The organism is Paenibacillus sp. FSL R7-0026 (assembly GCF_038004485.1).
Classification (GTDB): domain Bacteria; phylum Bacillota; class Bacilli; order Paenibacillales; family Paenibacillaceae; genus Paenibacillus; species Paenibacillus xylanexedens_A.
Map to the genome: position 1 here is coordinate 1,436,506 of NZ_JBBORG010000001.1, position 14,291 is coordinate 1,450,796.

General features: G+C 48.8%; 13 protein-coding genes. 12 read left to right on the forward strand and 1 reads right to left on the reverse strand.

Annotation, left to right across the window (positions count from 1 at the left end; translation table 11 throughout):
* Positions 1-61 precede the first annotated feature (61 nt).
* The 8 genes from MKY44_RS06530 to MKY44_RS06565 are packed head-to-tail and all read left to right on the forward strand — an operon-like array spanning position 62 to position 9,445.
* Positions 62-973, forward strand: coding sequence for a carbohydrate ABC transporter permease (locus MKY44_RS06530; RefSeq protein WP_047842211.1), 912 nt, complete (start codon positions 62-64; stop codon positions 971-973).
* A gap of 2 nt (positions 974-975) precedes the next feature.
* Positions 976-1,839: a carbohydrate ABC transporter permease gene (locus MKY44_RS06535; protein ID WP_017689719.1), complete on the forward strand. Its 864-nt coding sequence runs from the start codon at positions 976-978 to the stop codon at positions 1,837-1,839.
* Between the two features lie 11 nt (positions 1,840-1,850).
* A complete protein-coding gene (locus MKY44_RS06540; RefSeq protein ID WP_341006512.1) occupies positions 1,851-3,317 on the forward strand; it encodes an NHL repeat-containing protein in 1,467 nt (488 codons plus the stop codon).
* The gene (locus MKY44_RS06545; RefSeq protein WP_339198309.1) at positions 3,298-3,918 is read left to right on the forward strand and encodes a YIP1 family protein; all 621 of its coding nucleotides are present in this window, start codon (positions 3,298-3,300) and stop codon (positions 3,916-3,918) included. The genes MKY44_RS06540 and MKY44_RS06545 overlap by 20 nt, the downstream gene beginning before the upstream one ends.
* Positions 3,919-3,932: 14 nt before the next feature.
* Positions 3,933-6,518 (forward strand): DUF5696 domain-containing protein, encoded by a 2,586-nt coding sequence (locus tag MKY44_RS06550; RefSeq protein WP_341006513.1) that lies wholly within the window; start codon positions 3,933-3,935, stop codon positions 6,516-6,518.
* Entirely contained in the window at positions 6,515-7,414 is a 900-nt protein-coding gene (locus tag MKY44_RS06555; protein ID WP_341006514.1) for a carbohydrate ABC transporter permease, read from the forward strand. Before MKY44_RS06550 ends, MKY44_RS06555 begins: the two co-directional genes overlap by 4 nt.
* A 28-nt stretch (positions 7,415-7,442) precedes the next feature.
* The gene (locus MKY44_RS06560; protein WP_341006515.1) at positions 7,443-8,453 is read left to right on the forward strand and encodes a carbohydrate ABC transporter permease; all 1,011 of its coding nucleotides are present in this window, start codon (positions 7,443-7,445) and stop codon (positions 8,451-8,453) included.
* 29 nt (positions 8,454-8,482) lie between these two features.
* The gene (locus MKY44_RS06565; protein WP_341006516.1) at positions 8,483-9,445 is read left to right on the forward strand and encodes a glycosyl hydrolase; all 963 of its coding nucleotides are present in this window, start codon (positions 8,483-8,485) and stop codon (positions 9,443-9,445) included.
* Between the two features lie 91 nt (positions 9,446-9,536).
* Here the strand turns inward: MKY44_RS06565 and MKY44_RS06570 are convergent, their stop codons facing one another.
* Positions 9,537-9,803, reverse strand: coding sequence for a SunI/YnzG family protein (locus tag MKY44_RS06570; RefSeq protein ID WP_127544537.1), 267 nt, complete (start codon positions 9,801-9,803; stop codon positions 9,537-9,539).
* Positions 9,804-10,036: 233 nt separating this feature from the next.
* On the opposite strand from MKY44_RS06570, the gene MKY44_RS06575 reads away from it, so the two are divergent.
* The 4 genes from MKY44_RS06575 to MKY44_RS06590 all read left to right on the forward strand — a co-directional run bounded on the left by MKY44_RS06575 (position 10,037) and on the right by MKY44_RS06590 (position 14,282).
* A complete protein-coding gene (locus MKY44_RS06575) occupies positions 10,037-10,573 on the forward strand; it encodes a hypothetical protein (RefSeq protein ID WP_341006517.1) in 537 nt (178 codons plus the stop codon).
* A gap of 204 nt (positions 10,574-10,777) precedes the next feature.
* Positions 10,778-12,355 carry an extracellular solute-binding protein gene (locus tag MKY44_RS06580; protein WP_341006518.1) on the forward strand — a complete coding sequence of 526 codons (1,578 nt, stop codon included), beginning with the start codon at positions 10,778-10,780 and terminating at the stop codon, positions 12,353-12,355.
* 24 nt (positions 12,356-12,379) lie between these two features.
* Positions 12,380-13,348 carry an ABC transporter permease gene (locus tag MKY44_RS06585; RefSeq protein WP_445670638.1) on the forward strand — a complete coding sequence of 323 codons (969 nt, stop codon included), beginning with the start codon at positions 12,380-12,382 and terminating at the stop codon, positions 13,346-13,348.
* Between the two features lie 61 nt (positions 13,349-13,409).
* Positions 13,410-14,282: a carbohydrate ABC transporter permease gene (locus tag MKY44_RS06590; RefSeq protein WP_442956210.1), complete on the forward strand. Its 873-nt coding sequence runs from the start codon at positions 13,410-13,412 to the stop codon at positions 14,280-14,282.
* Positions 14,283-14,291 lie beyond the last annotated feature (9 nt).

Here is a 14,291-nt window from a genome sequence, read left to right on the forward strand (position 1 = left end):
AATCGTGCCACAAATATCACTCCGAGACCGACAAAACAGTCCTCCTGAGAAAGCGTCAAGGATGGGCATGAAATCGTGGTGGAGCTGGAAGCTCCAGGAAATGAAGGCCAGCAAACATTCCTATGTTCTGCTTGCACCTTATATGCTCCTGTTCCTCATGTTTACCGTGATTCCGGTTGTCATCTCGATCATACTCAGCTTCACCTACTTTAACATGCTGGAATTTCCACGTTTTATTGGCTGGCAGAACTACACTCGCCTGTTTCTGGAGGATGATGTATTCCTGATTGCGATCAAGAATACGCTGCTGTTTGCCATCATTACCGGACCGATCAGTTATATTGCCTGCTTTGTCTTCGCGTGGATCATTAATGAGTTAACACCGAAATGGAGAGCGTTCATGACGCTGATCTTCTACGCGCCCTCCATCTCGGGCAATGTGTACTTTATCTGGCTGATGATTTTCTCAGGAGATCGTTATGGTATTGCCAATGGGCTGTTGATCAAATGGGGTTTTCTGCTGGAGCCGATTCAATGGCTGAAGACAGAAGCCTACATTATGCCGATCCTCATTCTCGTGCAGCTGTGGCTGAGTCTCGGAACTGGATTTCTGGCGTTTATCGCTGGTTTGCAGACGGTGGACCGGACATTGTACGAAGCGGGAGCGGTGGATGGGATCAAAAATCGCTGGCAGGAACTATGGTACATTACCCTGCCTTCGATGCGTCCACAGCTCATGTTCGGCGCAGTCATTCAGCTGACAACCTCGTTTGCCGTGGCCGATGTGTCGATCGCACTGGCCGGGTTCCCAAGCGTGAACTATGCAGCAGAGACTGTGGTAACCCATTTGATCGACTTTGGTACTACGCGGTTTGAGATGGGATATGCATCAGCAATTGCCACCGTACTGTTCATGATTATGGTGGGCACCAACTTGCTGGTACAGAAACTGCTTCGAAGGGTGGGAGAATAGCTATGGCTGCAATTGCGACAGGCAAAAAGCGGGTGAATCGCTCGCTATCGGGAAGCCTCTCCCTGTTTGCCCTTCTGCTCGTATTTGGTGCCTTCATGGTGCTGCCGCTGATTTATGCAATCAACAATGCATTCAAACCATTGGATGAGATTTTTACCTTTCCACCAACGCTGTTTGTCAAAAATCCTACATTCAGCAACTTTACAGATCTGCTGAATCTGCTGAGTGACTCATGGGTGCCGTTCTCACGTTATATATTCAACACGGTATTTATTACAGGCATCGGTATCGTAGGCCATGTACTGCTAGCTTCGGCAGCTGCCTACCCGCTTGCCAAACACAAGTTTCCGGGCAAAGTATTCATGTTCCAAGTGGTCGTACTGTCACTGATGTTCACACCTGCGGTAACGGCCATTCCGAACTATATGATCATGTCATGGCTCGGATGGATCGACACGTACTGGGCCGTCATTATTCCGGCATTTGCCTATTCACTCGGGTTGTATCTAATGAAACAGTTCATGGAGCAGATCCCGGATGCACTGCTGGAAGCAGCCAAGATTGATGGTGCCAGTGAATACCGGATCTTCTGGTCCATTGTCATGCCCAATGTGAAACCAGCCTGGCTTACATTGATCATTCTGCTGTTCCAGATGTTATGGGGCAGTGATGGCAATGGGTACATCTACAGCGAGCAGCTCAAGACTCTGCATTATGCAGCAGGTCAGATTATTCAGGGCGGAATATCCCGGGCAGGAGCGGGTGCTGCGGTAGCACTGATTTTGATGAGTGTGCCGATCACGCTATTTATTTTCTCTCAGAGCCGAATCATAGAGACGATGGCGAGCTCGGGCATGAAGGATTAAGGGGGAACGATATGGCACGCACAGTGAAAAGATGGCTTGTTCTCCTGGCGGCAGTATCTCTGCTGCTGGTGAATGCCGTGCCTGCGGCGGCCTCCCCGGCGCCGTATGAGAGTTATAACTACAACTACTGGAAAGAGGCTGTTCCTTCACCAGATGCCTATCTGCCCGAGCGTACTATATCAGGCGGTGACCTCGGCATTAGTGAGTTCAAAGACCCCGGTGATGTGAACGTTTCTCCCTCCGGGTTGATCTATATTTTGGATAGCGGCAACAGCCGAATTGTTGTATTGGACCCAGACTTTAAGCTGCTGCGCGTCATTGATGGATTCATGATGGAGGGCAGCAAGGAGACCTTTAACCTTCCGGGCGGATTGTTCGTGGATGAGCAAGAACGCATATACGTCGCCGATACGGGAAACGGTCGTGTGGTTGTCCTGGATGGAGAGGGGACGCTGATACAAACCATCACAAAGCCCGAGTCGGATATCCTATCGACCCAATTCCAGTTCCAGCCTTTAAAACTGACGGTGGACCATGTAGGCCGAGTGTACGTTGTGGCACAAGGGGTCTACGAAGGGATTATGCAGTTTGACGAGAGTGGGAAATTTATCGGATACGTCGGTACGAACAAAGTGGAGCGGGACTACGGCGAATATATCTGGCGTATGTTGTCCACCAAAGCTCAGCGCGCACAGATGGTCCTGTTTGTTCCAACGGAGTTCTCCAATGCGGATATGGACCACAAAGGATTTGTGTATGCAACGAATATTGATCCCGGCTCAAATGAACCGATTAAGCGGCTGAATCCGTCTGGTGAAGATGTGCTGAAACGGTTTGGTTATTACGATGTTAAAGGCGATATCCGGTTCCGCAACAATCCGGGTCCCTCCAAACTGATTGATGTGAAAGTGCTGGGCAACGGCATGTACAGTGTACTGGATGCGACACAGAACCGGGTGTTCACGTACGACGATGAAGGTCATCTGCTCTACATATATGGTGGCAAAGGAAATCAGGTGGGCACACTCAAAACACCTGTCGCGATTGAACAATCGGGTGAGCATCACTTGGTTCTGGATCGGGGCAAGAACAACCTTGTCGTTTATGAGCCGACCCGTTTTGGTGCCCGTGTGAATGAAGCGGTGGCACTCCACTATCGGGGCGAGGACACAGAGGCCGTAAATATATGGAGAGAAGTGCTTAAGCTGAATGCCAACTATGACATCGCTTATATCGGTATCGGCAAGTCCTTATTAATGGAGAAGAAAAACGAGGAAGCGCTAGGTTACTTCGAACTTGGAATGGACCGCAAGAGTTATTCTGTCGCGTTTAAGAGGCATCGGCGGGAGATGATGAAGGAACATTTTGGTACATTCCTGACCGCTGCAATCGCGCTGATTGTCATTCTGATCCTGACCCGGGTAGCGGTTAAATGGAGACGGAGGAGGCAGGTTGATCGTGAAGCAGGATTTCATTAAGTTTCCGCTGCATCTCATTTTTCACCCCATTGATGCATTCTGGGACCTCAAGTCGGATAACCGGGGGCGGATGCTTGTTGCTTTTGCAGCATTGGCGCTTACCATTGTTATGATGATTTTGCAAAAGCAGTACGCAGGATTTCTCGTTAATTACATCGATCCTCGTACGATTAATAGCATCATCGAGATCGCCACGGTTGCAGTACCTTTCTTTCTATGGTGCATGGCCAACTGGGCAGTAACAACTTTGATGGAAGGGGAAGGCAAGTTCAGGGAAATCGTTCTGGCGACAGGTTACTCGCTCATTCCGGTTATTCTGATCTATGCCCCGATGATCGTGATCAGCCGGTTCATGGTACAGGAGGAGACTGCTTTTTATTATCTTTTTAATAGCATCGCGTTTTTCTGGTTTGTGTTGCTTCTGTTCATTGGCATGATGACGGTGCACCAGTACACGGTGATTAGAACGATCATTACGATGGTACTGACACTCATTGTGATGGGCATTATTGTATTCCTTGGTGCACTGGTCTTCAGCATGCTGCAACAGCTGTACGAATTCGGTTATAACATTTACCGCGAGTTGATTTTTCGGACCTAAAGGAGGCGGCATCCGTGAACAAAAGGCAACGATTATATACGGTGCTGGCTGGTGGTGCAGCTGTAATCATGATTGCAGCCGGGCTGCTGTATATAAACAACAGGGGGATTCCTGCCGTAGAAGCCGCGGCTTATCTGGATACGACAACCACAGCCATGCCCGTCACGGAGGACCCGTTGCAGTTCCTTAGCGACTCCTCGCAGGGTGTGCCTGGTATGCAACTGGTCGCTGAAGATCAGAGACTCGCCCTGTACTATAACGAGGAGACAACGGAAATTGCAGTACGTGACGGGAAAAGTGGAGAGATCTGGTACAGCAACCCGAAAGAACGGGCTGAGGATGGTCTTGCTTCCGCATATGAAAAAGAAGTGCTGTCCTCCCAGTTGAATGTGTCTTTCCGGGATGCGATGGGCACACTGGAGAACTTTCCGAATTTCAGTTCGAGTATTAGCAATAAACAATTCACAGTGGGTCAGATCGATCAGGGAATTCGGGTGAACTATACGCTTGGTGATACGTCACTTGGCATTGACGCGCTGCCTAAACTGATTAGCAAACAGCGTCTGGAGGAGAAAGTGCTTTCCAAGCTGGATGCTACTGTCGCAAGGTACACATCTGCCCGATATTATCCAACCAAGAACAATCCGGATGTTCTGGAACGGCTGGATGGACAGATTTCGAAGCAACTTGTGCTGAACAAGATGCTGAGTGCCTTTGAGACGGCGGGTTACACCGCGGACGATCTGGCTTTTGACAATCAGGAGAATGGAGTCGAAGGCGGAGGCGTATCGGATAAGCCCAGCTTCGTCATTTCTGTGGAATATCGACTTGAGCAGGGGGCACTCGTTGTGACCGTGCCTCTGAGCCAAATAGAAGAGAGTGGGCAGTACCGCATTCGGAATATTGATTTGCTCGCTTACTTTGGTGCTGCGGATACGAAGGGTGAGGGCTATATGCTCGTGCCTGATGGTTCCGGCAGCCTGATCCATCTGAACAACGGGAAAACCCAGGAAGAGCAGTATGTACAGCGCATATACGGCACAGACCCAAATGATAATTCGCTCAGTCGTCCTCAGGTTAGTGAATCCGCGCATATGCCTGTGTTTGGTCTGAAAAACGGAGAGAATGCCTGGTTTGCAGTCATTGAAAAAGGGGACGGCATTGCCAGTATCTCCGCGGATATTGGAGGCAGGCAGAACAGTTACAATCACGTGCATGCGACCTTCTCCCTGCGGGGTGAAGATGAACTGGAGATGTATACCTCGCAGAAAATGCAGGAGATTCAGCTGCTCAGCGAAGAGCCTTTCCGTGGAGATATTCAGGTCCGCTATCATTTCCTTCATGGAGAAGATGCCAGTTACTCGGGTATGGCCCGCCTGTATCAGCAACAGTTAATAGAGCAGGATGTACTGAAGCCGCTCGCGGAACAGACAGAGTTGCCATTCTATGTAGATGTGCTTGGTGCAGTGGACAAAAAGGCTTCGTTCCTAAGCGTGCCCTATCGGACCACTTTAGCCATGACGACGTACGAACAGGCTGCCGAAATGGCAGCAAAGTTACAGAAGGATGGTGTGAACCGCGTACAAATGCGGTATCAGGGATGGTTTGGAGGTGGCATCAGTCATCATACGCCAACCCAGGTGAAGTTGAACAGTGAAGTGGGCAGTCGTTCCGAATTGCAGGCGTTGTCCACCAAGCTGGAGCAGTCGGGTGGAGCTTTGTTCCCGGATGTGGCTTTCCAGCACATGTATCACGATGATATGCGCTTTGCTCCTTCCTCGGATGCAGCTCGGTTTGTAACGAAGGAGACAGCAGAACTGTATCCGTACAATCCTGCACTTAATCGCATGGATCAGAGTAGGGAAAGTTATTATTTGCTCTCAGCGGCCAAGCTTCCTTATGTGGTGAGTGAGTTTGCTGACAGATTCAATCAACTGGGCCTTGGTGGATTATCCCTTCGTGATCTCGGGCAGGTCCTGACTTCAGATTATCGGGATAGTCGGGTGATTCATCGGGAGACGGCGAAGAACATTGTGAAGGAGCAGCTGGGCAAGCTGGAACAGTCCTATCCGAACCTGATGGTATCCGCAGCAAATAGCTACGCTTGGGGAAGTGCACAACATGTTGTGAATGCACCCGCAGGGTCGAGTCGGTTCAATATTACCGATGAAGAAGTTCCTTTTTATGCGATGGTCATTCATGGATACATGAACTATGCGGCATCTCCAATGAACACGTCGGGGGATCAGGATCTCCGCAAACAGTTGCTGCGCAGTCTGGAACTTGGGGCAGCTCCATATTTTCAATGGACCTATGAACCATCATCCAGGCTGAAGCTGACGAATTATGATTCGGCCTACGCAACGGAGTATGCATATTGGGTGGATGATGCCGTTGCCTTGTATAAGCAGGCCAATGAAGTGCTGGGAAATCTGGCGAATGAGCAGATTCTCAAGCATGAACGCATTCAGGATGGTGTGGTCCGGATCACCTATACTGGGGGGACATCCATCCTTGTGAATTACAATGCGGATGCAGTAACCGTGGATGGAACAACAGTTGGCGGGACGGACTATGTGGTGGGAGGAGTGAACCGATGAGAACCATTCGATTATCGCTGAAGTCACGGAGAGCGCTGCTTGGACTTGCATTTATTTCTCCGTGGCTGCTCGGTTTCATCTTCCTCTTTGCCACACCACTCCTGCAATCGATTCGGTTCAGTCTGAGTAATCTGTCCGTTGCTCCGGGCGGGTACGTTCTGGACTTCGTTGGATTTAAAAATTTCAAGGATGCACTTCTGGTTGATGCTACATTCAACCGGATTTTGGTCGACTCCGTTGGAGCGATGCTGCTGAATGTGCCGATGATTTTGTTCTTCAGTCTGTTCACGGCGACACTGCTCAACCAGAAGTTCAGAGGCAGAACGATGGCACGTGCGATCTTTTTCCTGCCGGTTATTTTGGCTTCCAGTGCAGTTGCAGCAGCTGAGTCTGCGGGATTAATCAATCTGATGGGGGATGCGAGTGCGGTGGATGCATCAGCCGATGGCGGTGCTTCGTTCAACGTGGTATCCATTGTGCGGATGCTGGCGGATGTGGGACTACCGATGGCCTATGTGGATTACATCGTTGAAGCCATCATGCGAATCTATGAGATTATTAGCAGCTCGGGTGTACAGATTCTGATCTTCCTTGCCGCGTTGCAATCGGTACCGGGATCGATGTATGAGGTTGCAAAGATCGAAGGGGCGACAGTCTATGAATCATTCTGGAAAATTACATTTCCCATGGTCAGTCCGTTGATTCTGACAAATGTCATCTATACGATCATTGATTCATTTGCCGGGAGTCCAGTCACACAGGCCATCTACCAAACTGCATTCAAAACCCAGAACTTTGGCTTAAGCTCGGCGATGTCTTGGCTGTATACACTGGTGATTGGCCTTGTACTGATCGTAGTGGGCTGGGTGTTGTCACGGCGGGTTCATTATAACTGACCGTTAAGATTAAGGGAGGCTTCAGATTATGGCTGCATCAGGGACAGATCGCATGGTAGTAGTTCCCAAGCAGAATTACCACATGTATCGGGTGCGAAACAAGACATTGGACCTTCTCTATTCCATATTCAGATATGCACTGGTCATCGGCATTTCATTTATTATTTTGTACCCGTTATTTCTCAAAGTGTCAGTTGCGTTCAAGGATAAACAGGATATCTACAATCCAACGATTTATATGATTCCTCAGCATTTTACGCTGGATAATATTCGGCTAGCGGCGCAAGTGATGGATTACCTGCCTTTGCTGGCGAACACGTTATTGTTCGTTACCATCACAACGCTTCTGACAGCGATATCCTGTGCACTTGCCGGATATGGCTTCGCCCGGTTTTCGTTTCCGGGTAGTAATGTGCTCTTTGTGCTGGTAATTCTCACGATTCTGGTACCGACAAGTACGCTCATGGTGCCGATGTATCTGCATTTCCGCAGCTTTGACTTTCTGGGCATCATCCACTTGTTCACCGGAACGAATGGCATCAATCTGCTGAATACGTATTGGCCTTCCATGATTACGGCTGCTACAGCGGGAGGACTGAAGGCGGGGTTGTTCATCTATATCTTCCGTCAGTTTTTCAAGGGCATGCCAAAGGAAATCGAGGAGGCTGCATTGATTGACGGCGCTGGTGGATTCAAAACGTTTGCTCGAATCATGTTGCCCAATGCGATCTCCCCACTGATTACGGTCATTTTGTTCTCTTTTGTATGGCAGTACAATGATACATTCTATTCGGCGTTGTTTATGAGTGAAAGTCCACTGATCTCACTGAAGGTGGCTTCCTTGCCTGCACAGGCGAACCAGTTGATTCCGCAACTGATGGGCTTTGGTTCGAACTCGGGCATCAAGGCCGATCCGAACTATGTGGCCATGATCGTGGATACAGGCATTTTGCTGGCGATTGCACCGCTGATTATTTTGTATCTGTTTGTACAGCGCTATTTCGTGGAGAGTATTGAACGTTCCGGTGTCGTTGGTTAACATGGTAAACCCAATTGGAGGTGTTAGTGATGACGGTGCGTACGATCAACAGTGCTCCGGTGAATGAAGCAGCGACATCTGAAGCGAGAGAACTAATGGCGTTTCTGATCGAGCGTTATGGGAAAGGGATGTTGTCAGGTCAGCAGGATTACAGCAATCTGAACTGGATTAATGAAAACACAGGCCGCAAACCAGCTGTGATTGGCTTTGATCTCATGGAATATTCGCCATCAAGAACAGAGCGCGGCGCGGTCTCCCAGGAGATCCGGGATGCGATTGCATGGCACCGACAAGGTGGCATTGTGACGCTGTGCTGGCACTGGAATGCACCGACGGATCTGATCGATGAACCAGGTAAAGAGTGGTGGCGGGGGTTTTACACGGATGCGACCACCTATGATCTTGCCTCCGCGCTGGCTGATACTGAATCGGATGCATATCAGTTATTGATTCGGGATATCGATGCGATTGCATTTCACTTGCAAGAGTTGAAGGATGCTGGTGTGCCTGTATTATTCCGACCACTTCATGAAGCGGAGGGTGGCTGGTTTTGGTGGGGAGCGAAAGGCCCCGAACCTGCCAAACAGTTATATCGTTTGTTGTGTGATCGATTGGTTCAAGAACATCAGCTGCACAACCTTATCTGGGTCTGGAACTCGGAAAAACCGGAATGGTACCCGGGTGATGATATCGTGGATATTGTCAGTGTGGATGTGTACCCTGAAGCAGGAGACCACAGCCCGCTGGCTACACGTTACACCAACCTGCGAGAGCTTGTAGAGAACAGCAAAATCATCGCACTGGCCGAGAACGGTTCCATCCCTGACCCTAAGCAGATGAAGGAACAGGATGTGCACTGGAGTTGGTTCTGTACCTGGACAGGTGGATTCCTGAGAGACGGGACGCATAATGATGTGGCGTTTTTGAAGAAATTGTACCATAGCAAAGAGGTCATTACGCTCGATCAGTTACCGAAGTGGAGTTGGCTATAAGACCCCACTTCCAACTTGAATTGGAATCAATGAAGCGCACATATGTAAGTGGAATCCATGACCCCTAAAACATTAGAAGTTGAGCAACACTCTAGTTTGACGGGTGTAACATAGCTTGGATATTGGTATGTAAAGTCACGCTGGAAGTGAATAAAATATACGATTGATTCACTGTGCGGATCAGAATCCTCTCGCTTGTGCCATTGACTGGACCGATCCGAATGGCGGATGGTTCGCTTCCACCGTACGTATCATCCAGGGTGACCGATGTGATATGTGCGATAGGAATTTCAATTTTGGAGAACTGCCAGCGGATGACCAGTTGATCTTCTACTTTTTTCACGTTAACACCAAACATAGGATGACCTCCCTTTAAGCCTGCTGAAGATAAATACTTTTTATTAGTCTACCACTTATTGGTTAATATTTCCTTAATAATAGTGGATTTCCCCCGTGAAGTGAAGTACCCAAGTGTAACTTATCTCCACAATGAATAATTTGCTACAGATATTTCCATAAATGATGGCATGATGTACACTATGACTAACGAATATGGATACGGAACGATTTGTTGGAGGTGGTGAGATTCCTATGACGGATTTGAAGGCGTATCATTATTTTGAACAAAATCTTGGACCTTTCCGAAATCTCTCCAGCCTGTCTCATGAAGAAGCCGAAACAGTTACTCAACAAATCCGTGATCAAGGCCGGAATTTTGCCAGCCAGCGATCAGCGGATTATATGACCATCCGAAGAGCACTTGAACATCAAGCGTATGAGAAGTTTAAGGGCAAAGGCGGAACCCCCACCAATCCATATCCCCACTATCTGACCCTTGGTGCATGTGAATGGCTGTCATCCTGGTATACCGAACCGGATCAAGTGATGATTCTGTGGGAAGATCTGTCTGCCGAAGTTGTGAGCTTCACATATGGAGATCTCTTTCCAACCATGCGTTATCTGGATGATAAACCTTACCGTAAGCAGGTCTACACCAAAGATGAAATCCTGGAAGTTATTCAGGCCTATGGTTGGCCTCAAGAATGGAACCGTCAAGGTGATCAAGGTCCCGAACGATATATTGAAGTACAAGTGTGGGACGAGCGTATTATCAGACCTTATCGTTGAATCGAAGGGGTTTAGGGCACATTTTTACCGTTTCTAACAGGTGCAAAAAAGTGCAATTGCAGGAAATACGGGTGTTCGTTATAGTGAGTGAAAGCTTTGACCGGTCAGGAAGAATCTTCTTCAAGAGCCTGTCAAAGCCCCTTTTTTAATCGTTAATCCGATTAAGACTATAGGTTTAAGAGACTAAGGAGGATGGGAAAGCCTATGCAAAAAGTGGGGAAACGCAACACCCGTAATCTAGCCTGGATCATATCGGTTGTCATGGTCATGTCCGTGGTGCTTAGTGCATGCGGAAATAAAGAAGAAGGACAGATAAGTGGCAGCAGCGGCAATGCCGACGATCCGTTGGAAGTCAGCATTATGACCATCACGCCGAGTGCCGTCCCCGCTGCTGATGATAATGTAATCAAACGCGCCATTGAAGAAGCAACTAACTCCAAAATGAATATCCAGTGGGTCTCCAACAATATCTACGGAGACAAGCTCAATCTGACCCTGGCTTCCGGGGATATACCTGATCTCATCATGATTAATGATCCATTTGGAAGTACCTTCACCAAGATGGTCAAACAAGGTGCTTTTTGGGATATCACCCCTTATATCAAGGACTATTCGAACCTCAGCGGAGGCATTCCCGATATTGCTTGGGATACAACCAAGGCAGCAGATGGCAACAATTATGGGATCCCGCGGCCTCGCCCGGTCACTGGAGATTCTTTTTTCATCATCCGCAAGGATTGGCTTGACCGATTGAATTTGCAGGTGCCGGAGACCACGGATGAGTTGTTCAACGTGATGGAGGCTTTTGTAGAGCAGGACCCTGATGGTAACGGAACCAAAGATACCACCGCACTTGCAGCGTATATTAGTCCGGATGATCTCGGTTGGGGAGGTAATCTGGGCCCCGTTCTCGGAGCCATTGAGAATTCTTTTATCGGAACCAATAGCAGTTGGAAATGGGATGAGTCGCGGGGGAAGCTGGTCTACAGGGAGCTGTTGCCCGAGGTGAAAGAATCCCTTCAATATCTAACCAAAGCCTATAGCAGCGGCATGATGCCGGAAGATCTGCTTTCGCTCAAGCTAACGCAGGCCAGGGAACTGTTCAAGCGCAATCAGGCGGGCATTATCGTGGACAAGACAGGTACGATGCGCAAAATCTATGCCGATGACCTGAAGAAGGTTGATCCCTCTTTCAAATATACGGATTTCTATCCTTTGACCAATCTGAATGGATATAATCCGAAAGGTTCGGGATACAACGGTATTCTGGCGATCCCTGCTAGTGTGCCGGAAGAGAAGATGAAACGAATTCTCCAACTCGTCGATACCTGGATGAATCCGGAAGTATTTGAAATCCAGCAGTTCGGGATTGAAGGTACACATTATGAAGTGGTCGATGGCAAAAAGGTAGCAAGTAGTGAAAAGTTGACGGCGGATAACGCGTCGGATTTCAATCATATCGTTAACGTCATCGACCTGCCTTGGGATACCACGGGTGAAACGGATGAAGAGACACAGGCCAATGAACTGTTCAAAAAAGTGGAGGCAGAGCGAGACAAAACGAGCGTGGCGGATCTGGCCGCTGGTCTTCAGTCCGAGACTGGGCAGAAAGTGCTGCCTGAACTCAACAAGAAGATCCAGGATCTGAAAGCGAAAATTATTTTGGGCCGGGAGCCGATTGAAGCTTGGGATGCCTTTGTGGAAATCCTGCGGAATGATCCGAATTTCCAGGCGATGAGTGATGAGATGACCGAAGCTTACAAGAAAAGAAATGGACAGTGAATCTGAGGGAAGGAGCTGCACACCATGAGCACCCATGAGCAACGAATGAGTACGGTTAAGGGGAGGCAGACTTCATCCAAAAAGAAAGGGTTAAACCTGCTGTCCGCACTTCGGCGTGACCGGTCGTTATATTTGCTCGCATTGCCGGGCGTATTGTTCTTCCTCGTTTTCAAATACATCCCGATGTGGGGCATCATCATTGCATTTCAGGATTACTCGCCCTTTCGGGGGATTCAGGGCAGTGTGTGGGTGGGCTTGCAACACTTTACAGCACTATTTGATAATCCGGACTTTGCCTTGTTGTTCCGAAATACGCTGGCGATCAGCTTGCTCAATCTGATTTTGTTCTTTCCTTTTCCGATCCTGATCTCCCTGGGACTTAATGAACTGCGAAGTGTGGCGTATAAGAGACTGATTCAAACGATTATCTACATGCCGCATTTCCTCTCATGGGTGATCATTGCCGGGTTAACACTGCTGCTGTTCGCCAAAGGAACGGGACTGATTAATGAGTTATTCACTTTATGGGGATGGCCCCGCGTGGATATATTGACGAACCCGGACAGCTTCTGGATCATGGTCACCTTGCAAGCGATGTGGAAGGAAGCTGGTTGGGGCACGATTGTGTTCCTAGCTGCCATGGCGAGTGTGGATACTCAGCTGTATGAGGCGGCACGCATGGATGGAGCGGGACGATTGCGTCAGATCTGGCATATTACGTTGCCTGCCATCCGCAGTGTCATCATCGTGCTTTTGATTTTAAGACTGGGAGACATCATGGAGGTGGGGTTTGAGCAAATCTTCCTTATGTACAACGGCGCTGTATCTGAAGTGGCCGAAGTGTTCGGCACCTATGTATACCGCACAGGGATCGAGCAGGGCGATTTTAGCTACAGTACAGCGGTTGGGCTGTTCAAATCCGTGATTGGCCTGGTGCTCGTGGTTTTTGCAAATCGCTTGGTTAAGCGCATGGGTCAGGAAGGCGTCTACTAGTTCGTTCCGGTACCCGACCCATATCCGTACCAGCCTTTGATCAATGGAGAGGAGGTCTCGAATGCATCGCATGAAATGGAGTGAGCGGATTGGACAGTCCCTAAATGTGGTTACGCTTGGACTACTGGCTGTGGTTATGTTTTTCCCGCTATATTATGTTTTCGTCGTTTCATTCACGGACCCCGGAGAGTATTTGCAAAAGAAAATCGTACTCTTCCCGGAACGCTGGTCTGTTGAAGCTTATACGTATTTGTTATCCACGCCTGCCTTTGCACGCTCGCTGGGGAACAGTGCATTTCTGGCAACCGTCGGCACGGTGTGCAGCCTGGCTGTATCATCCTCTCTGGCTTATGCGCTGTCCCAGAAGCGATTCCAATTCAGAAAAATACTGATGTTCCTGATTGTACTAACCATCTTGTTTAGCCCGGGCATCATTCCAAATTACCTGCTGGTACGGGAACTGGGGCTGATCAATAATATCTGGGCATTAATTCTGCCTGCGCTCGCCAATGGCTGGACGGTGTTGCTGATGAAAAATTTCTTCGACAGCCTGCCCGCAGAGATCAGCGAAGCGGCATCCATTGATGGCTGTAGTGCCATCCGAACCTGGTACACGATTGTGTTGCCCTTATCGATGCCTGCGCTTGCTGCTTTTGGATTGTTTTTCGCTGTAGGCTACTGGAATCAATTCTTCGCGGCACTGTTATACCTGAATGATTCTGCCAAATGGCCCATCCAAGTATTATTGCAAAACATGTTGCTGAACGCATCCAATATCGATCTGGTTGCGCCTGGACAGCAGGTGGAGACACCGCCGACAGAAATGTTGAAGATGGCCGCGATTATTGTAGCCATATTGCCAGTACTGGTGGTGTATCCATTTATACAAAAGCATTTTGCCAAAGGAGCACTGATCGGCTCGGTCAAAGGATGAATCTGCATT